This is a genomic window from Staphylococcus sp. HMSC34C02, from assembly GCF_001838705.1.
GTDB classification, from domain to species: domain Bacteria; phylum Bacillota; class Bacilli; order Staphylococcales; family Staphylococcaceae; genus Staphylococcus; species Staphylococcus borealis.
In genome coordinates, this window is sequence record NZ_KV838550.1 from 51,338 (window position 1) to 75,011 (window position 23,674).

The 23,674-nt window shown below is 34.2% G+C and carries 24 protein-coding genes; 8 read left to right on the plus strand and 16 right to left on the minus strand.

Going from position 1 to position 23,674, the window contains the following annotated elements; translation table 11 throughout:
• Window positions 1-211: 211 nt before the first annotated feature.
• Entirely contained in the window at window positions 212-1,054 is an 843-nt protein-coding gene (locus HMPREF3239_RS00480) for a lipoate--protein ligase family protein (RefSeq protein WP_053031390.1), read from the minus strand.
• Window positions 1,054-2,043: a phosphate acetyltransferase gene (gene pta / locus HMPREF3239_RS00485; RefSeq protein ID WP_053031388.1), complete on the minus strand. Its 990-nt coding sequence runs from the start codon at window positions 2,041-2,043 to the stop codon at window positions 1,054-1,056. The genes HMPREF3239_RS00480 and pta overlap by 1 nt, the downstream gene beginning before the upstream one ends.
• Window positions 2,044-2,217: 174 nt before the next feature.
• Between pta and hemQ the strand changes: the two genes are divergently transcribed.
• From hemQ to HMPREF3239_RS00500, 3 genes are all read left to right on the plus strand, one after another.
• Window positions 2,218-2,967: a hydrogen peroxide-dependent heme synthase gene (gene hemQ, locus HMPREF3239_RS00490; RefSeq protein WP_053031386.1), complete on the plus strand. Its 750-nt coding sequence runs from the start codon at window positions 2,218-2,220 to the stop codon at window positions 2,965-2,967.
• Between the two features lie 929 nt (window positions 2,968-3,896).
• The gene (locus tag HMPREF3239_RS00495) at window positions 3,897-4,664 is read left to right on the plus strand and encodes a threonine/serine exporter family protein (protein WP_053031384.1); all 768 of its coding nucleotides are present in this window, start codon (window positions 3,897-3,899) and stop codon (window positions 4,662-4,664) included.
• A gap of 12 nt (window positions 4,665-4,676) precedes the next feature.
• Window positions 4,677-5,129 (plus strand): threonine/serine exporter family protein, encoded by a 453-nt coding sequence (locus tag HMPREF3239_RS00500; protein ID WP_053031382.1) that lies wholly within the window; start codon window positions 4,677-4,679, stop codon window positions 5,127-5,129.
• A gap of 80 nt (window positions 5,130-5,209) precedes the next feature.
• Here the strand turns inward: HMPREF3239_RS00500 and HMPREF3239_RS00505 are convergent, their stop codons facing one another.
• The 4 genes from HMPREF3239_RS00505 to HMPREF3239_RS00520 form a co-directional block, all read right to left on the minus strand.
• Window positions 5,210-6,691, minus strand: coding sequence for an APC family permease (locus tag HMPREF3239_RS00505; protein WP_053031380.1), 1,482 nt, complete (start codon window positions 6,689-6,691; stop codon window positions 5,210-5,212).
• 126 nt (window positions 6,692-6,817) lie between these two features.
• Window positions 6,818-7,186, minus strand: a complete 369-nt coding sequence (locus HMPREF3239_RS00510; RefSeq protein WP_161632370.1) for a DUF423 domain-containing protein — start codon at window positions 7,184-7,186, stop codon at window positions 6,818-6,820.
• Between the two features lie 27 nt (window positions 7,187-7,213).
• Window positions 7,214-7,597: a DUF5327 family protein gene (locus tag HMPREF3239_RS00515; RefSeq protein WP_070854318.1), complete on the minus strand. Its 384-nt coding sequence runs from the start codon at window positions 7,595-7,597 to the stop codon at window positions 7,214-7,216.
• On the minus strand, window positions 7,598-8,257 hold the full coding sequence (locus HMPREF3239_RS00520; RefSeq protein ID WP_053031374.1) for a uracil-DNA glycosylase: 660 nt from the start codon (window positions 8,255-8,257) through the stop codon (window positions 7,598-7,600).
• A gap of 139 nt (window positions 8,258-8,396) precedes the next feature.
• Here HMPREF3239_RS00520 and thiD point away from each other — a divergent pair, with 139 nt between their 5' ends.
• On the plus strand, window positions 8,397-9,227 hold the full coding sequence (gene thiD, locus HMPREF3239_RS00525; protein ID WP_070854320.1) for a bifunctional hydroxymethylpyrimidine kinase/phosphomethylpyrimidine kinase: 831 nt from the start codon (window positions 8,397-8,399) through the stop codon (window positions 9,225-9,227).
• A gap of 251 nt (window positions 9,228-9,478) precedes the next feature.
• Window positions 9,479-9,649 (plus strand): C1q-binding complement inhibitor VraX, encoded by a 171-nt coding sequence (vraX, locus tag HMPREF3239_RS12395; RefSeq protein ID WP_046309718.1) that lies wholly within the window; start codon window positions 9,479-9,481, stop codon window positions 9,647-9,649.
• A gap of 324 nt (window positions 9,650-9,973) precedes the next feature.
• Here vraX and HMPREF3239_RS00530 read toward each other — a convergent pair whose 3' ends face one another.
• From HMPREF3239_RS00530 to hxlA, 7 genes are all read right to left on the minus strand, one after another.
• Window positions 9,974-11,380: an MFS transporter gene (locus tag HMPREF3239_RS00530; RefSeq protein WP_070854321.1), complete on the minus strand. Its 1,407-nt coding sequence runs from the start codon at window positions 11,378-11,380 to the stop codon at window positions 9,974-9,976.
• Window positions 11,381-11,573: 193 nt separating this feature from the next.
• Window positions 11,574-11,834: a hypothetical protein gene (locus tag HMPREF3239_RS00535; protein WP_070854323.1), complete on the minus strand. Its 261-nt coding sequence runs from the start codon at window positions 11,832-11,834 to the stop codon at window positions 11,574-11,576.
• A complete protein-coding gene (locus tag HMPREF3239_RS00540; protein WP_070854324.1) occupies window positions 11,824-12,204 on the minus strand; it encodes a hypothetical protein in 381 nt (126 codons plus the stop codon). Before HMPREF3239_RS00540 ends, HMPREF3239_RS00535 begins: the two co-directional genes overlap by 11 nt.
• Window positions 12,173-13,318, minus strand: a complete 1,146-nt coding sequence (locus tag HMPREF3239_RS00545) for a thiolase family protein (RefSeq protein WP_070854326.1) — start codon at window positions 13,316-13,318, stop codon at window positions 12,173-12,175. The genes HMPREF3239_RS00540 and HMPREF3239_RS00545 overlap by 32 nt, the downstream gene beginning before the upstream one ends.
• Complete coding sequence (locus tag HMPREF3239_RS00550; protein ID WP_070854327.1) at window positions 13,315-14,700, minus strand: long-chain fatty acid--CoA ligase; 1,386 nt, start codon at window positions 14,698-14,700, stop codon at window positions 13,315-13,317. The genes HMPREF3239_RS00545 and HMPREF3239_RS00550 overlap by 4 nt, the downstream gene beginning before the upstream one ends.
• 250 nt (window positions 14,701-14,950) lie before the next feature.
• Window positions 14,951-15,499 carry a 6-phospho-3-hexuloisomerase gene (gene hxlB / locus HMPREF3239_RS00555; RefSeq protein ID WP_053031360.1) on the minus strand — a complete coding sequence of 183 codons (549 nt, stop codon included), beginning with the start codon at window positions 15,497-15,499 and terminating at the stop codon, window positions 14,951-14,953.
• Window positions 15,500-15,501: 2 nt separating this feature from the next.
• Window positions 15,502-16,134: a 3-hexulose-6-phosphate synthase gene (gene hxlA / locus HMPREF3239_RS00560; RefSeq protein ID WP_053031358.1), complete on the minus strand. Its 633-nt coding sequence runs from the start codon at window positions 16,132-16,134 to the stop codon at window positions 15,502-15,504.
• Window positions 16,135-16,403: 269 nt separating this feature from the next.
• Here hxlA and HMPREF3239_RS00565 point away from each other — a divergent pair, with 269 nt between their 5' ends.
• From HMPREF3239_RS00565 to folE2, 3 genes are read left to right on the plus strand one after another with little or no spacing between them, the layout of a single operon-like run.
• A complete protein-coding gene (locus HMPREF3239_RS00565; protein WP_174841478.1) occupies window positions 16,404-16,766 on the plus strand; it encodes a YojF family protein in 363 nt (120 codons plus the stop codon).
• A 13-nt stretch (window positions 16,767-16,779) separates the two neighbouring features.
• Window positions 16,780-17,445, plus strand: a complete 666-nt coding sequence (gene bshB2, locus HMPREF3239_RS00570) for a bacillithiol biosynthesis deacetylase BshB2 (RefSeq protein ID WP_070854329.1) — start codon at window positions 16,780-16,782, stop codon at window positions 17,443-17,445.
• A gap of 13 nt (window positions 17,446-17,458) precedes the next feature.
• Window positions 17,459-18,337, plus strand: a complete 879-nt coding sequence (gene folE2, locus HMPREF3239_RS00575; protein WP_053031353.1) for a GTP cyclohydrolase FolE2 — start codon at window positions 17,459-17,461, stop codon at window positions 18,335-18,337.
• A gap of 73 nt (window positions 18,338-18,410) precedes the next feature.
• Here folE2 and HMPREF3239_RS00580 read toward each other — a convergent pair whose 3' ends face one another.
• From HMPREF3239_RS00580 to HMPREF3239_RS00590, 3 genes are all read right to left on the minus strand, one after another.
• Complete coding sequence (locus tag HMPREF3239_RS00580; RefSeq protein WP_070854331.1) at window positions 18,411-19,712, minus strand: MFS transporter; 1,302 nt, start codon at window positions 19,710-19,712, stop codon at window positions 18,411-18,413.
• A 185-nt stretch (window positions 19,713-19,897) separates the two neighbouring features.
• Complete coding sequence (locus HMPREF3239_RS00585) at window positions 19,898-21,955, minus strand: Mur ligase family protein (RefSeq protein WP_070854333.1); 2,058 nt, start codon at window positions 21,953-21,955, stop codon at window positions 19,898-19,900.
• Window positions 21,956-21,964: 9 nt separating this feature from the next.
• Window positions 21,965-23,581 carry a poly(glycerol-phosphate) alpha-glucosyltransferase gene (locus HMPREF3239_RS00590; protein WP_070854334.1) on the minus strand — a complete coding sequence of 539 codons (1,617 nt, stop codon included), beginning with the start codon at window positions 23,579-23,581 and terminating at the stop codon, window positions 21,965-21,967.
• Window positions 23,582-23,674 lie beyond the last annotated feature (93 nt).

A 23,674-nucleotide genomic window follows, 5' to 3' on the forward strand; every position in this document is an offset into this window, starting at 1 on the left:
CACGCAATATACATTGTTTTTATATTAATCCACCTAAACTATATTACTATAAAAAGTAATAGGAATATAGCAATTTATAATAAATTTGATATATAATTCCACTAAACTTTACATTTATTCAAATGAAAAGGAGACTTTCTAAACTATATAAAAGTAATAGAAAGTCTCCTTTAACTGTATCAAATTTTTTATTTTAAAAGTTGTTTCACGCTTAATTTCCTTCTATTGAACGATTCATCTTCTCATTGCGATCTATCATTCTGTCGAAATAACCTTCATAACGTGACCATTCATCTTCTGTGATGGGATCCATATTCAGATTACCACCTAAATCTTTAATCGCGTGCAATAGTTGAAACATCACATCTTGCACTTTAATGTCTCGTCCAAGGAGTGTTTCAAGTGATGCCATACATTCAGGTTGAATATCTGGATATTTAAATTTAGTTACTTCACCTTTTAGCGCATGTTCATAAAAGACACGCATCATTTCTGCACGTTCTGAACCTGAACCTTCAACGCAGAGGTATATTTGAACTGCAATACCACCTCGAACACGTCGTTGTGAAATGCCGGCAAACTTTTTACCGTCTATGCTTAAGTCGAATTTACCTGGGCAGTATGAATGCTCAATTTCACGTGTATCAATCTCTACATTTTCATTTTCGAACATTTTACAAATCAATAAGTACATCACTGTAAATGCTTCATCAATGGTCGTTTCAGTTTGACCTTTGAAAATAAGAGAAATATTTAACACACCCTGATCTAACACGACACCAAGACCACCTGAGTTTCTCACAATGGCATTATAACCAATGTCATCCGTTAAATATCGAATACCATCTTTAAGAAATGGCAAGCGAGAATCATGGATACCAAGAATAACTGTATGTTGGTGGATCCACGTTCTAACCACGTTGCATGATAAATCTTTACCTACACTTTCTGAAAACGTATCGTCAAAAGCAAATGATTGCATTGGCGCTAAACCAGATGAATGATCTACATAGCGCCAATCAATATCATTAAAGTACTTGCTTGCTAAATCCATTATTGTAATGTTTGAGCAGCTGTAATGATTGATAATTTATAAACGTCTTCAGTTGAGCAACCGCGTGATAAGTCGTTAACAGGTGAGTTTAAACCTTGTAATACAGGACCAACTGCGTCAAATCCACCTAAACGTTGCGCAATTTTGTATCCAATGTTACCAGCTTCTAAGCTTGGGAATACAAACACATTTGCATTACCTTGGATTTTAGCACCTGGTGCTTTTTTCTCTGCTACTGAAGGTACAATGGCAGCATCAAATTGGAATTCACCATCAATGACAACATCTGTTAAGCCTTCAGATTCTACTTTTTCTTGAGCTAATTTAACTGCATTTGCAACTTTATCAACATCGTCAGATTTAGCTGAACCTTTAGTTGAGAAACTTAACATCGCAACGCGTGGGTCCATGCCGAAGCTTTTAGCTGATTTCGCACTTTCAACAGCGATTTCTGCTAAATCAGATGATTCTAATGTTGGATTGATTGCACAGTCACCAAATACATATTGTTGGTCATCTTTAATCATAAAGAAGATACCAGAAGTTTTAGATACGCCTGGTTTTGTTTTAATGATTTGTAATGCAGGGCGAACAGTATCTCCAGTTGAATGCGCAGCACCACTTACTAATCCGTCAGCATGACCAGCATAAACTAACATTGTACCGAAATAGTTAACGTTATTTAATAATTCTTCAGCTTGTTCTTCAGTCGCTTTACCTTTACGGCGTTCAACGAATGATTTAACTAATTCTGGTTTTAGTTCACTTGTAGATGGATTGATGATTTCGATATCTGAAACATCTAATCCTTTGTCTTTAGCTAATAAATTAATTTTGTCATAGTCACCTAAAACGACAGGTGTTACATAGTCAGTTGCTTGTAATTGTGTAGCAGCTGTTAACACACGCTCATCTTCACCCTCAGGTAATACGATTTTGACATTTTTTCCTGAAAGTTTCTCTTGTAATACATCTAATAAACTAGACATAATGCCCTCCTAAATAATTTCATAATAATATTTTGCAACCTAATTATACTGTATTTGTATTGATATTTCCATTTCACTAATTTGTAATCATTTAAGTATGTTTACTAATTCTCTTTATGATAAAATTTAGTCTGTATTAAACAATAATAATCAATTTTCGAAGGAGCGATACACATGAGTGAAGCAGCTGAAACTTTAGATGGTTGGTACAGTCTTCATTTATTCTATGCTGTTGATTGGGCAACATTCAGACTAGTGCCTGAGGACGAACGTGAAGCAATGATTAATGAATTCAAGACATTCATTAACGATAAAGCTAGCGCCAGAGAACAACAAGCCGGTGACTATGCACTATATAATATTACTGGTCAAAAAGCCGACATATTATTATGGTATTTACGTCCGGAAATGAAAGAATTAAATGAGATTGAGAATGAATTCAATAAACTTCGTATTGCTGATTTCTTAATTCAAACTTACTCATACGTATCAGTTATTGAATTAGGTAATTATCTAGCAGGTAAATCGGATGAAGATCCATATCAAAATCCACATATTAGAGCAAGATTATATCCTGAATTACCTAGAACAGAATATATTTGTTTTTACCCAATGGATAAACGTCGTAATGAAACTTACAACTGGTATATGTTACCAATGGAAGAACGTAAGAAATTAATGTATAACCATGGTATGATTGGTCGACAATATGCAGGTAAAATCAAACAATTTATCACTGGATCAGTTGGTTTCGATGACTTTGAATGGGGTGTAACGCTATTCTCAGACGATGTACTACAATTCAAGAAGATTGTATATGAAATGCGTTTTGACGAAACAACCGCTAGATATGGAGAATTTGGTGGGTTCTACATTGGTCATATCTTAACAACAGATGATTTCGAACACTTCTTCGCTATCTAACCTATTGTTAAGTCATTTTATCACTTGTTTATGTATAACTTGTTGAGGCTGAGACATAAATAATATAATGCAGCTATTTTGCAAATTCGCAGTAGCTGACTGAACTGAGAATGCGCTTTAATAAAGCTTTTCTCAGTTCTAGTCATCCTTGCGGGCGGGGCCCCAACAAAGAGAATTTCATCAAGAAATTCTACAAGCTAAGCAAGCTGGGAGTGGGACGACGAATTCAAATGAATTCTGTCCCGCTCCCAACTTCTTATTTATTAAATATAGAAATCCGTTTTAAATACTCCCATTAACACTATGATATCGAACTGCAATATTCACTATGATTCATCTAATCATAGTTTAATCGACGACCATTTAGGGAAATACTATAGTCTAGTAAAGTCGTGCACAAGTCCGCAGTAAAAACAACCTGAGACACATGCGATGTCTCAGGCTATTATAGTGTAGTATGCGTTTTGGGAGAACTTAATTACTACTCTGAACATTAACAATCATAATCATATTGTCGCTACCCAATATGACTCATAAATTGCTAACTAATTATTATTTAACCAAATTGTAATATTTTGAAACATTATAGAATGAGTTTCTATATCGTTTTCGTTTTAAATATATTGCAATTTTATACTATTTTGATTATTATACACGCTTTGATTTATCTCGACTACTTTAATGGTATACTGTCTTCATTGTGCAGAATGGCGTATGCGTTGTAGTCATTGAATGCCAACTTAATTTTTAGTAAATCCCCTAACGACATACACTCAATAATGCCTTCACGCATGTTTATAACAACTTACTATAAACGTATGACTTTAAATGAATTAGTCGATTTAATATGACAACTTAAGTATAAATAGCTTTAATATCTCAGATTGATTGACTATAATTATGAATACATCTTAACGAATGGTGATGAAATGGATAATACACAAATACATGAAAATGCAGATGAAAAATTAATCAAAGACGTCGTCATGATGGCTGGACGTATATTATTAGAATCGGGTGCAGAAGGAACACGTGTTGAAGATACGATGACTCGTATTGCGCGTAAACTTGGCTATTCTGAAAGTAATAGCTTTGTCACTAATACTGTCATTCAATTTACATTACACAACGAATCTTATCCTCGAATTTTTAGAATTAACTCACGTGATACCAATCTCATTAAAATTTCACAAACAAACGAAATTTCACGTTTAATAACCAAAGGTGCTATTACACTTGAAGAAGCTAAACTAAAGCTTGAAAATATATATGTTGCTAAACGAGATAGTAGCTTATTATTTAAAGGGATTGCTGCGGCTATTATCGCGATTAGTTTCTTGTACTTACAAGATGGTAAACTGATCGATGTTATTACAGCACTGTTAGCAGGTGGCTTAGGCTATCTTGTCGTTGAAATTTTAGATAGACGCTTACATGCGCAATTCATTCCAGAATTTCTAGGATCGCTTGTTATCGGTATTATATCGGTACTGGGACATCACTTATTACCTACCGGAGACCTCGCAACCATTATTATCGCCTCTGTTATGCCAATCGTTCCCGGGGTGCTTATAACCAATGCCATACAAGACTTATTTGGTGGCCATATGCTTATGTTTACAACGAAATCCTTAGAAGCACTTGTCACCGCTTTTGGTATTGGCGCTGGCGTTGGCTCAGTATTAATTTTAGTTTAGGAGTGGGAATGAATGTTTTGGATATTAAACTTAATTTTTAGTTATACCGCTTCACTATTTTTCTGTGTGATCTTCGACGCACCTAGAAAGCTCTATCTTTCATGTGGGTTTGTAGGTGCCTGTGGTTGGATGGTTTACATTCTCTTCTTTCAAGGGTTAAATGTACATACCATTTATTCAAGTTTCTTTGGTAGTTTAGCACTAGGTTTAATTAGTCATTATATGGCTCGTACAAAGAGAGAGCCGGCAATTATCTTCATGGTACCTGGCATCATTCCACTTGTCCCAGGTGGCCTTGCATTTGATGCAACTAAGAACTTGGTGCTATTAGACTTTAGTAAAGCCATTAATACAATGCTTGAAGTCACACTGATTGCAGGTGCCATTGCACTTGGCTTATTATTTGCAGACCAAATTTCTAAAATTATATTATCTGGATTTGCAAGAACACGAAAAAGAATTTAACGTCTTTGATTATATATATGATATTTAAAAAGCGCGTGGCTCATTGAGCCCGCGCTTTTTAAATTGAACGTTTTTTCACTCTATGATTTATAGGTATCGTCTACCATATCCTCAACTTCTTTTTCAGAACGATTTAAAATTAATCGACTCAATTCATCACTATCTATGTTCTTTAATTTAGGATAGCGAATCACAAAGAAAATCAATCCTATCACTAGCCATCCGCCTAACGCAATATAAGACGGCATTGACAGTGACGCCGGTGAACCAGGCACTAATAATAATAAAAGGAAGATAAACGATACAATCGAACCTAAAATGGCAAATGTCTTATAGACAGGCCCATACGTATTGCTTTCTTTATTAAAGCTAAATAACTTAGCAGCAGATAAACATGTAATAAAATAAGCAATCGATACGCCTGTTGACGACATATCAACAATCCATGTTAATGCCGTACGACCTAACCAAGGCGCAATTAAAGTTACAGCTACTAAAAAGATAATCGCAATATAAGGTGTTTTATACTTAGAATGTAATTTACTAAACGCAGTTGGCATAATTCCAGAACGCCCCATAGAGAAGAGTAATCGACTGGCACTCATCAAGAAGCCATTTAAACCTGTAAAAATACCCATAATAATCGCTATAGCTAATACACCTAAGCCAATATAACCAAAGGCAGTTTGTGTTGCTGCACCTGTCACCCATAAATTACCATTTAAACTTGCACTATTCGTACTTAACCAACCTGTATATAAAATCATAACGACATAAGTTAATGACGCTGCAAGCAAACTATAAACAATTAATTTAAACGTCTTATTCGGTGAAAAGTTAAATTCCTCCGCAGTTTGGGGAATGTTGTCAAATCCAACATAAGCCCATGGCGCTACCGCCACAATCATAATAATAGATGTAAACCAGCCTGTACTTGGATTGGCTAATGGTTGTAAATTATTAAAATCAAAATTATTACCAAAGAATGAGCCAAAGAACATCAGTAAGACAACGATGACCATAGCTACACAAAAGTAATATTGTAATGAACCAGATACACTTGCACCACGAATGGCTACAAACATAAACACTAGTAATAACACTGTTGCAATAATGATTTCAGTTATGTAAACATCCCATCCTGCAATCGTGTATAACCGCCCATTATTAAGCAAATCTGGAAGTAGAAATTTCACTAATAAACTAAACGCAGTCGCATTAAGTGCAACCACACATACATAGCCAAATGTTAGAAACCATGACGAGAAGAAACTAACATATCTTCCAAAACTTAAATAACTAAATGCAAAGGCGCCCCCTGAAACTGGAAATCGCTCTACTAAAGCGCCATAACTCACTGCAATAAGTATCATTAATAATGCACCAATAACGATACCGATAGATGCCGCAATTGGCCCAGATTGCTTAATCCAATCTCCAGGTAAAATAAAGGCACCCCAACCAATACATGAACCATAAGCAATCGCCCAGACAAATTTTTCAGAGAGGTTCTGTTTCAAATCGCCTCGATCTATATTCTGATTTTTATTATTTTTGCTCATAAAATAAACTCACCTCAAGTATGCTATATACCCCAAAGGTGAGTTATTCAATCTATAGTATTGATACAATATAAGTGTTTATCTACTTAAATTCAATGACATAAAGGCTTTAAATCATATTAAATATTACCCTACAAATTTAAATGTAGAAATGATAAGCATAAGCCAACCTGCAATAAATAATACGCCACCAATAGGTGTAATCGCTCCTAAAATGCGGATTTGTGTTAAAGCTAGAATATATAATGAACCACTAAAGAACACGACACCTAGGAAGAGTAGCCAGCCTGCCCAATTCACATTAATAGATGTTGTACCGCTAATCACGCCAATAATGATTAATCCTAATCCATGGTACATTTGATAATTTACCGCTTTTTCCCAAACTGACATATATTTATCCGATAATTTACCTTCAAGTCCGTGCGCACCAAACGCCCCAGTACCAACTGACATCATCGTACATAACGCACCTAGTATTATAAACAATTTCATCATATCTCTTCATTCTCCTTATTCAGTTTAAAAATCAAATATGGATTCCCCATTACCGATTTCATCGTCCGTGATCATCGTATTAGACGGTAAGTGATTATTCTGTGTCGATTTCATGGTATTTGGAACTGTTCCACCCATCGCTTCGATTTCTGCAGCTGTCACTTTAAATTTATCTTGTGACGTTGATGTAGTCGAACTTTGATTTACTTTTGAAAATGACGGCGTCACCGTATTGGTAAAATCTTGACTTTGTGTCTTAGAAGACACCGACTTACTGTCACCATTGGCATAGATCGACGTTAGTGTATGGATTGCATACATATGTTTCTCAAATTGTTGCGCATTCGTCGCCTCATCAGCTTGCACTAATTCTTGTTCAATCAACTGAATTACTTGTGCTTTATTCATTTAAACCTCCCCATTCTCACACCAATTTATAGGTGTTTTACCTTTACTTATTAAATAATCATTCGCCTTTGAATATGGTTTAGAACCAAAAAATCCGCGATACGCCGATAAAGGACTTGGATGTGGTGATTTAATAATATAATGTTTGGATGTATCAATTAATTTAATCTTCTGTTGTGCAGGTTTACCCCATAATATGAACACAACATCTTCACGTTGTTTCGAAATCGCTTGAATGACTTCATCTGTAAATGTTTCCCATCCAATATCTTTATGAGAATGCGCTTCGCCTTGTCGTACCGTTAAAACGGTATTGAGTAATAAGACGCCTTCGCGTGCCCAATCTTGTAAATGGGGTGATGTTCTGTGACATCCGATATCATCTTCTAATTCTTGGTACATATTTCTTAATGATGGCGGGAACTTAGCATTGGGTTGTACCGAGAACGCTAAACCATGCGCTTGATTTGGACCATGATAAGGGTCTTGACCTAATATCACTACTTTTACATTTTCAAATGGTGTTAAATCAAAGGCTTGATAAATATTTTCTCGATCTGGGTAGACAATTTGCGTCGTATATTCTTTTTCTAAAAAATCATGCATCTCTGTAAAATCGTGTCGTTCCGTAATATCGTGAAATATTTCTGACCATTCCATCGCTTTCACCTCAAGCCATATTTTAACATAATGCGCACCTTATAAGTTATTGATTTCATCCATTACTTCAAGCTAGCACGTTGTCCGATAAACATGCTATGATTAGACATAGATTAGAAATTGTCGGGAGTGAATGTACATGGCTTTAAAAAAAGTATTAACAATTGCAGGTTCAGATACAAGTGCGGGCGCTGGTATGCAAGCTGACCTTAAAACATTTCAAGAATTAGACACATACGGCATGGTCGCTTTAACTGCTGTTGTAACGATGGATAAAGAAACTTGGTCACATGATGTGACACCTCTTCCAATGGATTTATTCGAAAAACAATTAGAAACAGCGATTTCAATTGGTCCAGATGCAGTTAAAACAGGCATGTTAGGTACACAAGAAATCATTAAACGTGCTGGTGAAGCATTTGAACAATCAGGTGCACAATATTTCGTAGTCGACCCTGTTATGGTATGTAAAGGGGAAGATGAAGTACTTAACCCAGGAAATACTGACGCAATGATTGAACATTTATTACCTAAAGCAACTGTTGTCACACCTAACTTATTTGAAGCTGGTCAACTTTCTGGTTTAGGTAAATTAACTTCTATTGAAGACATGAAGAAAGCTGCTGAAATTATTTATAATCAAGGTGCACAACACGTTATTATTAAAGGTGGTAAAGCATTAGATCAAGATAAATCTTACGACTTATACTATGATGGCAACACGTTCTATCAATTAACTACAGATATGTTCCAACAAAGCTATAACCATGGTGCTGGTTGTACGTTTGCAGCTGCTACAACAGCATACCTAGCAAATGGCAAATCACCTAAAGAAGCTGTGATTAGTGCGAAAGCATTTGTTGCTTCAGCAATTAAAAACGGTTGGAAAATGAACGACTTCGTAGGTCCTGTAGATCACGGCGCATATAACCGCGTTGAACACATCGATGTAGAGGTAACAGAAGTATAATAGTAAACACTTAATTTTTATTAACTCAAACTAACCTCCTCAATAAAGTCTTTTTTAAGATCATTTATTGAGGAGGCATTTTTATTAAAGTCATTCACATTAATTTAGGCTTATTATAAATTCTAGGTATTAAGTCGTAGAAAGTGATAGGCTATACGTTGTATATAAAGTTGGTACCTCGGGCTCATGTTTTTTCCTTAGAATTAAATTACTATATTAAGTGTAGAGAGACAAAGGAGGAATTACACATCATGATTATCTACAAGCAAAATATAGAGAATGGTATCCCAATGTACGAAATCATTACGAAAACCTTCAAGACAATTACGGTAAAATTTGATGAAACGTTTAACAAGAATGAAATCTATAAATTGCTCTCTCTACTAGAAAATGACCTTGATAACATGAAACTAAGTTATTAAGTCATTTATACAACACGAAGCACAGTAAAAGTGTTTTCCAAATTGAGAATTCAAACAGATGAATTATTCCCAAAATTGACTTAAAAGTTCTTATGCCCCCTAATACTATTGAGTAACTTTAAAAGTCATTAATCATTCCTAAACTCACCTTATTTAAATAGCGTCAATGTTAGACGAGGATTGTCCCCCCTCGTATGCTTAGAGCGTATCTTTAAGCCTAACTAACATTGACGCTATATTTTTGGCATGTGCTTTTCCGTTGCAATCTGAATAAATCATAAAACGCATTGATGCACGTTTGCATCAATGCGTTATGTGAATTTGCTATGCGTTTTTATTTTTCTTAGTCTTAATCCACCATAATGCTTTTTTAGGATTTGATTCATAAAATTGTAAATCTTTTTTATTATCAACATTAGGATAAGATCCTTTAAGTGATTTACCGGCAGTGCTTACATGTAGAACTGCAATCACAATAAAGCCGATAATACTAATTGCTGTTAAATAATACGCTGGTGCGTAAATATTACCAGTTGATTCAACTAACCATGAGTTCACTAAAGGTGTCGTACCTCCGAATAATGAAACGGAAACATTAAACGTTACCGCTAATGTTCGATATCTAATATGTGTATAGAACATTGTTGGTAATGAACCAGGCATTGTTGCTTCATATGTTGATAAGAAGAAACCTAAAATAAACACACCAAGGATAATGAATGGTAATGATTGCGTATTTAATAAACTAAACGCAACGATACTTAATAGTGTCAGACCACCAGTACCAATTAAGAATACCTTCTTCTCACCAATTTTATCTGCTAATTTACCGAAGAATAAAGCTAATGGAATCATAATTGCCATAACACAAGTAATTAATACACTTGTTGTTGTTTGGTCAATCTTAACAATTTGTCCTAAGTATGTCGGTAAGTAGGCAGTCACTGTATAGTTAGTTACATTGAAGAAGACAACTGCTACGAAACATACTAAGATATCTTTAAAGTAATAACGAATAATTGTAAAGAATCCTATATCGTCACGTTCTGGTGCCTGTACATCATTTTCATAAATTGGAGATTCTTCTAACTTACGACGTAAATACAGTCCAAATAAACCAAGGAATAATCCTAAGATAAATGGAATTCTCCAACCCCAAGCTTCCATTTGTGCATCACTTAAGAAGAAACTTAATAATGCAATCATAATAGAAGCAGCAATATAACCCGATAGTGTACCAATTTCAAGACCACTACCTAAACTATTACGTTTCTTATCTGGTGAAATTTCAGCAATATAAGTCATCGCACCTGCATATTCCCCACCAGTAGAGAAACCTTGTAACACTCTAGCAAGTAGCAAGAGCGCTGGTGCCCATAAGCCTATCGCATCGTAGTTTGGTAAAATACCAATCGTTAATGTTGATAAAGCCATTAAAATAATTGTCGTAGTTAATACAACTTTACGTCCATATTTGTCACCAATAATACCAAATACGATCCCGCCTATTGGTCGTAATAGGAACGCAATTGCTAATGCGGCAAACGTAAATATTTGTTGTATTTGTGGGTTCTGTACCGGTGAAAAGAAATTCGCACCGATATACGCTGTAGTGTACGCATAGACACCAAAGTCGAACCATTCCATGGCGTTACCAATACCTGTAGCAAACACTGTTTTCTTCGCTGTTTGCCCATCGACCATGTTAATTCTATCTTTTTTAAAATCCATGACCTGTAACACTCCTTTTGTTTATGTTACATAATTATACAGACCTAATGAATGTTGTCAAATTACTAAAAATTATATTAATTTCAAAAATACAATATTATTCATATTGCAGAATTTAACAATATTCTTATGTACACGCTTTCAAAATTTTAATAAAAGCAAAAAAAGTTATAATTAGAAAATAATATTTTTATCAATTTCTAATTATAACTAGTTTTACCCTACCTGATTTATTCGAAACAATAATTTTATTCTTTCCAACAACTACAAATCCCACAAACTCATTGATACCAATGCTTTCAAGGTATTTAATTTTATATTTATCCCAGTGTTGATCTAACATTGAAAATACCTTTTCAACGATGAGCTGTCCTGGTACAATATCGCTATGAATTGGATTTTCATCATCAACAATTTTTAAATATTGATCTACCAACTCCTTATTAAAAACCATATATTCCCTCCCCAGAAATAAATGTTTGTTCGATAATCATACAAGTTTTATTATTTTTATTAATTTCTAATTTAAAGATAAAACGGTTAAATTGTTTTATTTTATCACAACTTTTATACGTTAAATATGCACAATATTGCATGTCACTTTCTAAATTTTCAAATTTCTCAACATTAGTACGGACTAGTCGTATCGGCTTCCCCTTGAAAACTTGGAACATTTTAAATTTAGGCCATAGTTTAGCACATATTAATGGTGGAACGATGCCATCATACGCCCTACCGATTACATCACAATAACGACGCACATCATGCTCATGAAATTCAATTGTTATCATTTCAGTGGTTCCACTTTTCAAAGAGAATTGCATTACCCATACCTCCTCCTATGCCCATCGTAGTAATTCCTAACTGCCACTTAGGCAAGTTTAATAGTCTAGCAACTAATGCCGCGCCACTTGCACCATATGGGTGTCCTGTAGCAATCGCACCACCCCATTGATTTACCTTCTCTATACATGCATGCAACTCATTTATGGATGCAAGTACTTGTGAACTAAAGGCTTCGTTAAGTTCAATCGCTTGGATATCTTCAATATTTAATTGCTGTTTCTTTAATAATTGTGAGACTGCAGGTACTGGTCCAATTCCTAATAACGTTGGATCCACACCTGTTGTAACAGCATCTTTAAACACCATGCCGTATTTCAAGCCTAATGCTATAGCCATTTCCTTATCCATAATTAAAGCTAGTCCAGCACCATCGTTCTTCATGCAGCTATTTCCAACTGTTACTGTACCATTCGATATAAGCGGTCTTAATCGTTGCAAACGTGATTCAGTTAACGTTGGTTTCAAACTTTCATCTTTACACAACCACTTCCCCTTAACCTTTAAAGGGAGAATTTCACATTGTATATCACCATTATCAAAATGTGTTGTTGCCAATCGATGACTTCGTGCCGCAAATGCATCTTGATTCTGCCGAGAGATATTATAATGTTGCGCCACGTTCTCAGCTGCTTCAATCATGCTTGGATCTTGCCCTTCAGGTGCAAATGATGCGCGCTCATAAAATTGTGGTAACTGTGATTCATATACTGACTGAGGGCGTTTCATCTTCCAAGGCGCACGACTTGTACTTTCTACACCCCCTGCGATATACACGCGTCCAGCTCCACATTGCACCATTCGACACGCATAGATGATACTTTCAAGTCCCGAACCACACTGTCGGTCCACTGTAACACCAGGAATAGTATGCTTTAAGTCAGACTCTAGTGCTGCCTTTCTAGCAATATTGCCACCATTACCTACCACATTGCCTAATACTACATCATCCACTTGATCTATAATTTCAGGAAAACTTGCCTTGATATTTTGAAAAAGTGGCACCAATAAGGCTTCAGGTTCTAAATGCTTCAACATGCCTCCGTATTTACCAAATGGTGTCCGCTTAGCCCACACTATAACTGCTTCTCTCACGATTTAAATGCCCCCTTTAAATAAAGTGCTTGTACTTTACGCCGTGCTACTTTGCCGCTATTCGTAAAAGGCAGTTTACTGACTTTCACAATCTTAGATGGAATTTCATATCTTGATAACGTTTGTTGTAAATAATGTTTCAACGTTGCATATGTGAGTACTCGATCTCCGAGATAGATTAATACAGCAATTTCACCAAACTGACGATGTGGCTCACCAATGACAACCGCTTCTTCAATTCCATCTAATAATTTCACTTGTTGCTCTATCACACTGGGATATATATTTTTACCTCCAATAATAAGGCGATCGCTTTGACGACTCACTAAATAAAGATACTTATCTTTTACATAGGCGTAATCACCTGTCTCTATCCAACTTTGAGGTTGCACCACTCCAGCATTAACATAGCCTGAATAAGTCATATTACTTTGAACCTTTAACAATCCAATGTGTCGTTCATCTTGTTCTTCAAGTTGAATTGAAACATTCGAAAACACTTGTCCGACCGAATGCGTTGGCGCTGTTTGATTAAAGTTATATGTAATAAAGCTTGCTTCCGATGTTCCAAAGAACTCAATGATGTTGGCGTGTTCATACTGTTGTGTCACTGCTTTAAACAATGGTTCTGATAATTTCGAACCACTACACAATATAGATGTAATACATGTTAATTTCGATTCAGTAGTTAATAATTGATGTAACATTGTTGGCACAAGAAATAACGCTATATTGGAGTATTGTTGCCTTAATATTGGTATCAAGCGATGTGTGTTGAATTGTCTTTGTCCAATAAATGCCCTTCCCGAATAAAGCGCGTAGATGCAAGTGTACAATGATAATGAATGCGCGAGTGGACCAGGCGCAACTAAATTTTTTTCTTGGTTAAGTAATAAAGCTTCATTTTCTTTAAATGATGCAATCCATGAAAGTTCATTTCGATAATATGCCTTAGGTAGCCCTGTAGTTCCTGAGGTGAAGCCAATATGTAGTATATGTTCTACCTTCGCTTGTTCATTTATATATTGATCATATGTCCCATACGATACAGTCGGTTCAAAGTTGGCGATAGCTGTGGCGATATATTCAATGTGATACGTCTCTATGAGTTCATCAATTGTTGCTTGCGTCCACTTGACATCTATAAAGCACGGCAAACCGCCCATCATTAAAATAATAAAATAATTAGTCATATTCGTTATAGGCGAGTCACTCAACAAGCCTACCCTACATCCACTTTGAAACATTGGCAACGTCACGGTATAGTTGCATATATTTTGGTATAACGCCTCATAACTTAATCTTTCATCATCAATTTGAAGCGCAATAGACTGCGGTTGTACTTGAGCGTAATATTCAAGTCGCTTTAAAATTTCTAGCATCATATGACCTCTTTCGACCTTTAATGTTAACTTCATTTTATATTATGTTAACATTTATTCAAGTTAAATTCTTTTATATGGCTCCCTGACTAGAACTGAGAAAATCTTAATTTAAGCGTCTTCCCAGATCAGTCAGCTACTGTGAATTTGCAAAGCAGCATGATTTTATTATTTACGTCCCAACCTCGTCTTTACACAAAAAATCCAACCGATGTTCCTGACTGGAATCGGTTGGATTAAATCACATTATTTATTCTAAATTAGCATGATTATTTTGCATTTCTTCTTCATTAATATTAAAGGTTTCCATCAATCCTAATACAACACTATCTAAGAATAATAATGAGGATTGTTCAAATAAACTGCCTAGCGGTTGTTCAGAACCTTCAACATCATATTTTGTACCTGCAGGTAATTCAATAACTGTTTCCGCTAATTCGCCAATCGGAGAATCAGGGTTTGTTGTTAATAATACAACTTTAGCACCTACTGATTGCGCCTTTTCAGCTAATAAACGTAAATGCTCAGTTGAACCTGACCCAGACAAAATCACAAACAAGTCATGTTCTCTAATAGATGGCGTTGTTGATTCACCTACGACAAATGCGTCTTTACCTAATTGATTCAATCGCATTGCGAAACTGTTCGCCATAAAACCTGAACGCCCTTTACCGGCAGTGAATATTCTTTGCGCACCATTCACATCATTAGCAAAGCGATCATACTGTTCATCTTGTACGTGTGATAACGTACGGTCTAATTCTTCAAGAATTAATTTATAATTTGTAAATTGAGACATGCTTATTTACCTTCAATCGCTTCACGACATTGTTTTGCTGCTTCAACAGGGTCATCTGCATTAGCGATACCGCCACCAACAATGACTAAATCAGGGTTTTCTGCTACGATATCTTTAATTGTTTCTGGTTTAATACCGCCAGCTACTGCTACTTTAGAATTCTTAATTACTGATTTAACAGTGCGTAAGCTATCTAATGGAGATTGACCTTCAGCTTGTAAATCATAACCCGTGTGTACTGCAATATAGTCAGCACCCATTTCATCTAATTCTTTCGCACGTTTTTCTAAATCTTGAACTGCAATCATATCAACTAATAATTGTTTATCATGTTTATGTGCTTCTTCAACTGCTGCTTTGATTGAAGCGTCTTCAGCTACACCTAAGATGGTAACTACATCTGCACCAAATTTAATGGCTTGGCTTACTTCGTAGTCTGCTGCATCCATAATTTTAAGGTCTGCTAATACTTTAGCATTATTAATATTTTCATTTAAATGTTGAACTGCCGGTAAACCTTCATTGATAACAATTGGTGTACCAATTTCTACGATATCTACATATTCCTCAACTTTTTTAGCTAACTCTGCTGCTTCCTCTTTATTTAATAAATCGATTGCTAATTGTAATTCCAATGCAAACATCCTTTCGTTACTAAAGTCATATATCTTCAGTTCTTAGTTTTGTCTTTCACATTTATTAGTCTACCCGTCTTCTATCTTTTTAAACGATATAACTTCATCAAACCTTTATCTTATTTTTTATAAAAGCCCTTACAGTAATTCAACTATTTAAGGGTATAATTACCATTTTTTCTAAATAAATTGAGCAGAGATGTACAATTAGTCACATCTTTTTAGTAAAATAAATAGATAAACATATTGTATGGTTGCAAGGAGTGAAAGTGTTGGAACCCATTAACGCTGAAGAAGTACAACAATTATTAACATCATTCGAAAATAAACCTGTATACCTACACGTTGAAACGACTAATGGTGCGTATGCGAACCATTTCGATCAACGTGTCTTTAATGCGGGAACGTTTTTAAGGAATATACAAGTCACGTATGAACATGCACAACTTAAAGGTGGAGAGAAAGACCCTTATAGAGTTGGTCTAAAACTCCGCGATGGTGGTTGGGTTTACGTTCAAGGGCTAACGCATTATGAAATCAATGACAACAATGAATTTTTAATCGCAGGATTTAACTACGAAGGACAATTGGCTGCCACAATCGAAATCAGTGAAAAGCCATTTACAGTATAGAGGAGGTTTATTCATGAAAGATGAAAGACACGTGTTAATGATATTTCCACACCCTGATGATGAGACCTTCTCATCAGCTGGAACGATTGCCAGTTATATCGATAAGGGCATACCTGTCACTTACGCATGCCTAACATTAGGACAAATGGGACGTAATTTAGGTAATCCTCCTTTTGCAACTAGAGAATCACTACCTGATATTCGCGAGCGTGAATTAGAAGAAGCCATAAAAATCATTGGTATCACTGATTTACGTAAAATGGGGTTACGTGATAAAACAGTTGAATTTGAGCCTCATGAGCAAATGGATGACATGGTAAAAAATTTGATTGAAGAAACCAATCCATCAGTGATTATTTCTTTCTATCCTAAATTTGCCGTACATCCCGATCATGAAGCAACCGCCGAGGCTGTAGTAAGAACCGTAGGACGAATGCCTAAGGATGAAAGACCACGATTACAACTTGTAGCGTTTAGTAATGATGCACCAGACATACTAGGCGAACCAGATATATTAAATGACATTCGTGCATATCGAGATTTAAAATTGAAAGCTTTCGAAGCACATGCATCTCAAACTGGTCCATTTTTAAAACAATTAGCAAGTCCAGAAGTCGGTGGCGAAACGCAAAGTTTCTTAGACGTCGAACCATATTGGACATATCACTTTGAATCTTAAGGGGAGGTAAACAATGACTGAATTTGATTTATCTACACGTGAGGGTCGTTGGAAACACTTTGGCTCAGTTGACCCAATCGAAGGTACTAAACCAACAACTAAAAATGAAATGACTGACTTACAAAGCACACATAAAAATTTCTTATTTGAAATTGAAGAAGTCGGTATTAAAAACTTAATTTATCCTGTGAACATCGATCGCTTCCAAACAGCGGGGCGCTTTAGCTTCTCTACGAGTTTAAATAAGGATGAAAAAGGAATTAATATGAGCCGTATTCTAGAAAGCGTGGAGAAACATTATAACAACGGCTTAGAATTAAATTTCGATACACTTTATCAGGTATTACGTACATTACAAACGAATATGAAACAGAATTCAGCAGGTGTTGATGTTTCAGGTAAATGGTTCTTTGACCGCTTCAGTCCAGTTACAAATATTAAAGCAGTAGGCAATGCCGATGTAACTTACGGTTTAGCTATTGAACAAGACCAAATTACACGTAAAGAAATTACAATTGAAGCAACTGTAACAACGTTATGCCCTTGTTCAAAAGAAATCAGTGAATATTCTGCACATAATCAACGTGGCGTTGTCACTGTTAAAGTTTATTTAGATAAAAATAATCAAGTACTAGATGATTATAAAGAGCGAATTTTAGATGCTATGGAAGCAAATGCAAGTTCAATATTATACCCTATCTTAAAACGTCCGGATGAGAAGCGTGTGACAGAACGTGCTTATGAAAATCCACGTTTCGTCGAAGATTTAATTCGTCTAATTGCTGCTGACTTAGTAGAATTTGATTGGATAGAAGGCTTTGATATTGAATGTCGTAATGAAGAATCTATCCACCAACATGATGCATTCGCGAAATTAAAATATAGAAAATAATTGACATATATAAACAAACATGGCAGTTGCCACACGTTCGAGTGTGATAACTGCCATGTTTTATGTTTATATATTATTGCTTAGCCATTTTCTTTTCACCTGGTTTAACAAAGCACATAGCTACAACACTGATTAGTGATGCTATAACCGCTGACACAAACATAGAAGTGTAACCATAACTTGCGACAAGGTACCCTGTTAATGTCGGTGCGATAACAGTCGCTGAATTAACAAAGAAGTGTGTTATACCACCATAAGTACCTGTCTTATTCGGTGCAGTATCGATGATTACAGACCAGTACACACTATTAGGTAAGAAAATAAAGGCATTTCCTACCATCATTAGAAGCATAATTGCGACAATACTATGTGTAAATGGAATGATTAAGAAACAAATTGCTGCACAAATCATGCCAGCGATCGCAAAATACGAACGTGCAATACGTAAATTCCCCGTTTTATGACGTAACCAGTCAGATATATGACCGCCAAAATAAATCGTGAAACATGCTCCAATCCACGGCACCATACCTAAATACCAAAGTGAATGAATTTCAAAATGATACTCATCTTGTAGATACTTTGGTGTCCAAGTTAAAATTAAAAAGTTAACATATTGGAAACCAAAATACCCAAACATATTACCAACCAATGTCGGACTTTTAAAGAAATGGTACCACTTTTCATCCTTAGTATCTTCCGTTTCAACTGTCTTTTCTACATTTAAACTATCTTCCGTCGAACGAATTTCTTTCAATTCTGCTGCGGAAACACGCTTATTATCTTCGGGATAATCAGTAAATACAAATGCCCAAATGACTACCCATACTAAGCCTAATGCACCTAAAATCATGAATAATAATCTCCAGCTCGCAATCGTCAAGAAACCAGAAACAATCGGAGCAGTAATTAATGCACCAAGCGGCACGCCTATAAGTCCAAGTGCTGATAATAATCCACGTTCTTTAGGCGCAGCCCAGTTCGCGTTTGTCTTACTAATAATTGAGAATACCGGACCCTCTGCAACACCAAATAGTACTCTAAGCAATCCAAACCCTACTAACGCTGAACCTCCGAAAATTGCCATACCTATCTCTCCAGCATATGCCATTCCCATTTCAGCTATTGACCATGCTGTACCAGCGATAATCCAAACAAACTTTGGCCCCTTCTTATCAGCTGTTAATCCACCAATCAGTGATCCAAGCATATAGCCATAACCAAAGTAGCCTAAAATTTTACCCCAAGCGATTGTATCAAAGCCATATTCACTGATAATATCCTTTTGTGCGTATGAAATCGCGCCCCTGTCAATGTAATTAATCATTGTCATAATAATGATCATCGTAATAATAAAGTATCTGTATTTCTTCATTTCAGCCCCACCCTTTGTAAGAAAAATTACTTTACTACGATATTTTATCATATTTTTTGTAAGCGTTATCACAAGGGTTTGAATAAATGAAAATTAAATATTTAATATTTGATAATTAAAAAAAGTAATTTCTGATTGATACTAATCAGAAATTACTTTTCTAAATACCTTTATTTACCGAACTATTAAAGTTCGATTATCGATTTTAAATCATCTATATTATCAAAAGAAGTGAATATTAATGTTTCCTTATCGCCTCTAATCATTCCACTTTTATATTTAAGTCCTAAAATAAAAGAATTATTAAACCTAAACAAATCATATTTATAATGCTTATATATTTGATATAAATCTTTTACAGTATAACTTTGTCGATCTCTACTTCTAAAACGGCCAGTTAAGTTTGTAGCTATCGAACTAGATAATCTTAAGTTTTTTATCAAATGATTAATATACTTTTTTCGATTTGAGTGATTTTCAAATAACTCATTAGCTAACTCATAGATTTCAGAAGGATGTGGTGCGCTAGTCATATTTTTTAGTAATGTATAAGTATAAATTTCTCGACCTTCAACATAGCCAGTTTTACTACTGTTGGTTGGCCAACTTTTCATATTTATCCTTCTATTTTCTAATTTTTCATCTATAGCTTTTAAATAATAAATTAGTGGACCCATTCCCTCAATTGTTTGAGACATATCACTGTTAAATTCTTCAATAATTTGTCCAGTTTCATTATTTACTCTAATATAACTTCTCCCTACTTTACTAAGTTTCTCAAATAGATTATCAAAATCAAATTCTACGTCATTCTCCTTCAAAATGTTAGGCAACGACTTAGCTATTTCTGGAAAATCTGTACCAGTTACAGAAGATTTTAATAAAGTTAGAGAATCTTCATTACATAAGTAGTTTAAATCATTTATTAATAATTCCTTGTTAGGATACCAAGTTATATTCTTATTTCGAACTTTGTTTACGACTTGTCTTAATTCCGTATCCTTACATAAAATGTAATCTGCATTACAACTTTCTAACTCCTCAACTAGTTGTAAATGTGTTTCACTAGACTTACGACCTAGATCACTGATTTTTCCAAGGGCAATTATTTTATGACCTGTATAAAACTTTGTTTGACTATTAAACGCTCTAATCGCATTAATCATCGCAGGCAAAGAAGCATTATGTGTATCATCCAGTAAAGTTAGTTTATGAGATTTTGTTTGTATTTCTTTCAGTGCTAATATTTTTGAAAAAGGTTTGAAATTCTTAAGTAAGTCTTTCTTTATTGGTAAATTTAGACTTTTTAGAATTAGCATACTTGCTAGTGTGTTAGAAACCATCCCTTCACTAATCGTATTAAGCTGATAAATGTCTTCTTCATTTTTATGGTCATTTACTAATAATTCAATATTTCCTTTATTATACTTGATATTATCAACAGTTAAATCTGCATTACTAGCCTTTTTAATACTATAAGTTAAGACATTATTTGTATTTTCTCGCGCTTTGTCTACTAAGTAATCTGCATATAATGTATCATTATTAATAATTGCTACTCCATTATCCGCAAGTCCTTCAAAAATCCTTGTCTTAATTTTGGCAATATCTTTAACAGACTTAAAAGTTGAAAAATGTGCTTCACCTATACCAGTAATAATTGCTATATCAGGTTTTAAGTAAACAGCTGTATTTTCAAGATAATTGATAGCATTCAGAGATGTTTCAATCACAGCAAAGTCTGGGTTTTTGATTAATTTCAACATATTATTATAAATTGCTGCTCTAACATTATTATTCCCTCTATTTTCGAGGACATCATAATCACCTAATAAGCTAGTAGTTAACATTCTAGTTGAACTTTTACCCATTGAGCCAGTTATTGCAATAACTGGATTTTTATATTGATTTCTAATATAAATAGCCAGTTTTTTAAATGCTTGAACAGAATCTTCTACTATTATTTGAGGAACAGAAAATTTTAAATCGGAAATATATCTTTCAGTTATAATTAACCCAATTTCTTCATTTTGTCTATCAACTAAATCATTACCATCTAAAGCATTTTTATTTCTTCCCAATTCTCTTGCCCATGTTTCTTTATTTGGAGAAAAATACGCAGTCTTTTTGTTTTTTACAAATTTATAGATTGTCTCAAAATCATCTATTTCATTTGTTTCGCTATTATGAGCATCCTTTAACTCTCCACCTATAATATGATAAATATTTCCAATTGTTAGCATAATCACTACCTACCCTTTGAATGCCTTTTGGTACTGTACATACCCTGATAGATAATGCTCAATATCATCAATACGGACACGATAACCATGGTGTTTAATAAAGAAACTTCCTAAAATTCTAGATGGATTTTTAAAGTACATTGCAGTTTCAGGGTAAAAGAATCCAACTCTTTGATAATCTGCTCTAATATCAATAACTTCTTTTAAATATTCCTCATCTATCAAATGATTTACTAATTCCCCATAACCAGTTTCTTTGGCTTTTTGAACTAATCTATAAGTAGCCATTAACATTTCCAAGAATGTTGGGAAAGTAGTTTCACGATTTTTAATATAATCTAGATACGTATTCACATTTTTTATACCAAATTCAAAATATTTTTCTTGAGGGTTAATTTGAATTAATTCATTTGTACAATAACCTAGCCAATGATCATGATATTGCCAATATTTCTTCTCAATGAAACGATCCATTAAATTTTCTACAGTTTTCAACCATACTTTATTATTATCTCTTTGATATAGTCTCAACAAAGCAAGCGCAGCTTCTCCATCATAATAAATAATTCTGAATTTCTCTTTTATGCTTAAATCAGGATAATTCAATAAGTGCGTCGTTTCATACGTATCTTCATCAATCATTGAAAGAATACCGTTCGCCACTTTTTGAGCAGCTTCAAGATATTTAGGATTATTCTCATGTTTTAAATATTCACATATAGCGAATATAAATGAAGCATTTTGTCCTAATTTAATTTCATTAGCATCTTCCGTATCATCATAGATATATGCTTTATCTTCAACTTCAAGTAATTGATTTGAAATAACATAATCAATTGCCTTTTCAACAGGTTGTAAACTTTTGCCTAAATAGGCTAATCCTTCTATTAACGCATATGTAGAAGATGAATGTCTTAAAATATTATAAAATCCAATTTCATTATCAAAATGTGGGAAATATCCATAAATATACTTACCATTATCTAACAACATATTCTGTAAAAAATTGGTGCTACTTTCAATTAATTGATCAATTTCATTCTCTAAATGATCTACTTTTCTTAAACCTTTTCTATAACCATTGCTGTATAGTTCATATACTTTCTCATTACCTATGAAGAAACCATGTGTATAAAATTTAACAACTTCTTTTTCATTATAAAATTCACTAGAAAATGCCTTTTTATTAGTCGTATATTTACGTAAATAATTATTAATATTTTTTTCAGAAAGAAATAATTCTTTAGTAGAATTATCTGGTCGAACAAAAGCATTCGCATTAATTTCTTCAGGTAACACTGCTAGATTCCATTGACTATCAAATGCTATACCAAAATCCACATAATTACGTCTTGTATTAATCAATTCTTTTTTTAATTCTTTAAATAGAACTTTTTCTGTTGACGTAACAATATCTAATTTAATCCACTCTGGAAACTGACCTGTCTTCTTTTTAAATTTAAGTGCTAATTTCGAAATATCTTGCTTAAGATAATTAGTTTTTTTGATTAATTTAACTTGGGCTTTGATGTTAGGTTTACCCAAACTTATAAAAACATAATGATTAATTTCGCTTTTATCATTTACTTCGGTTAATAAATTTTCTAATTTATATTCAAAATCCATAGTTTCCTCCTTATTTATAAATATTTATCCTATTTCCATTAATTTATATCATAGTATTTAAAATAGGCTCTATAATAAATTGGACTGATGACT

Coding starts and splice junctions, on each gene's coding strand:
- HMPREF3239_RS00480 (WP_053031390.1), bottom strand. CDS start 1,054: ATGGATTTAGCAAGCAAGTACTTTAATGATATTGATTGGCGCTATGTA.
- pta (WP_053031388.1), bottom strand. CDS start 2,043: ATGTCTAGTTTATTAGATGTATTACAAGAGAAACTTTCAGGAAAAAAT.
- hemQ (WP_053031386.1), top strand. CDS start 2,218: ATGAGTGAAGCAGCTGAAACTTTAGATGGTTGGTACAGTCTTCATTTA.
- HMPREF3239_RS00495 (WP_053031384.1), top strand. CDS start 3,897: ATGGATAATACACAAATACATGAAAATGCAGATGAAAAATTAATCAAA.
- HMPREF3239_RS00500 (WP_053031382.1), top strand. CDS start 4,677: ATGTTTTGGATATTAAACTTAATTTTTAGTTATACCGCTTCACTATTT.
- HMPREF3239_RS00505 (WP_053031380.1), bottom strand. CDS start 6,691: ATGAGCAAAAATAATAAAAATCAGAATATAGATCGAGGCGATTTGAAA.
- HMPREF3239_RS00510 (WP_161632370.1), bottom strand. CDS start 7,186: ATGAAATTGTTTATAATACTAGGTGCGTTATGTACGATGATGTCAGTT.
- HMPREF3239_RS00515 (WP_070854318.1), bottom strand. CDS start 7,597: ATGAATAAAGCACAAGTAATTCAGTTGATTGAACAAGAATTAGTGCAA.
- HMPREF3239_RS00520 (WP_053031374.1), bottom strand. CDS start 8,257: ATGGAATGGTCAGAAATATTTCACGATATTACGGAACGACACGATTTT.
- thiD (WP_070854320.1), top strand. CDS start 8,397: ATGGCTTTAAAAAAAGTATTAACAATTGCAGGTTCAGATACAAGTGCG.
- vraX (WP_046309718.1), top strand. CDS start 9,479: ATGATTATCTACAAGCAAAATATAGAGAATGGTATCCCAATGTACGAA.
- HMPREF3239_RS00530 (WP_070854321.1), bottom strand. CDS start 11,380: ATGGATTTTAAAAAAGATAGAATTAACATGGTCGATGGGCAAACAGCG.
- HMPREF3239_RS00535 (WP_070854323.1), bottom strand. CDS start 11,834: ATGGTTTTTAATAAGGAGTTGGTAGATCAATATTTAAAAATTGTTGAT.
- HMPREF3239_RS00540 (WP_070854324.1), bottom strand. CDS start 12,204: ATGCAATTCTCTTTGAAAAGTGGAACCACTGAAATGATAACAATTGAA.
- HMPREF3239_RS00550 (WP_070854327.1), bottom strand. CDS start 14,700: ATGCTAGAAATTTTAAAGCGACTTGAATATTACGCTCAAGTACAACCG.
- hxlB (WP_053031360.1), bottom strand. CDS start 15,499: ATGTCTCAATTTACAAATTATAAATTAATTCTTGAAGAATTAGACCGT.
- bshB2 (WP_070854329.1), top strand. CDS start 16,780: ATGAAAGATGAAAGACACGTGTTAATGATATTTCCACACCCTGATGAT.
- folE2 (WP_053031353.1), top strand. CDS start 17,459: ATGACTGAATTTGATTTATCTACACGTGAGGGTCGTTGGAAACACTTT.
- HMPREF3239_RS00580 (WP_070854331.1), bottom strand. CDS start 19,712: ATGAAGAAATACAGATACTTTATTATTACGATGATCATTATTATGACA.
- HMPREF3239_RS00585 (WP_070854333.1), bottom strand. CDS start 21,955: ATGCTAACAATTGGAAATATTTATCATATTATAGGTGGAGAGTTAAAG.
- HMPREF3239_RS00590 (WP_070854334.1), bottom strand. CDS start 23,581: ATGGATTTTGAATATAAATTAGAAAATTTATTAACCGAAGTAAATGAT.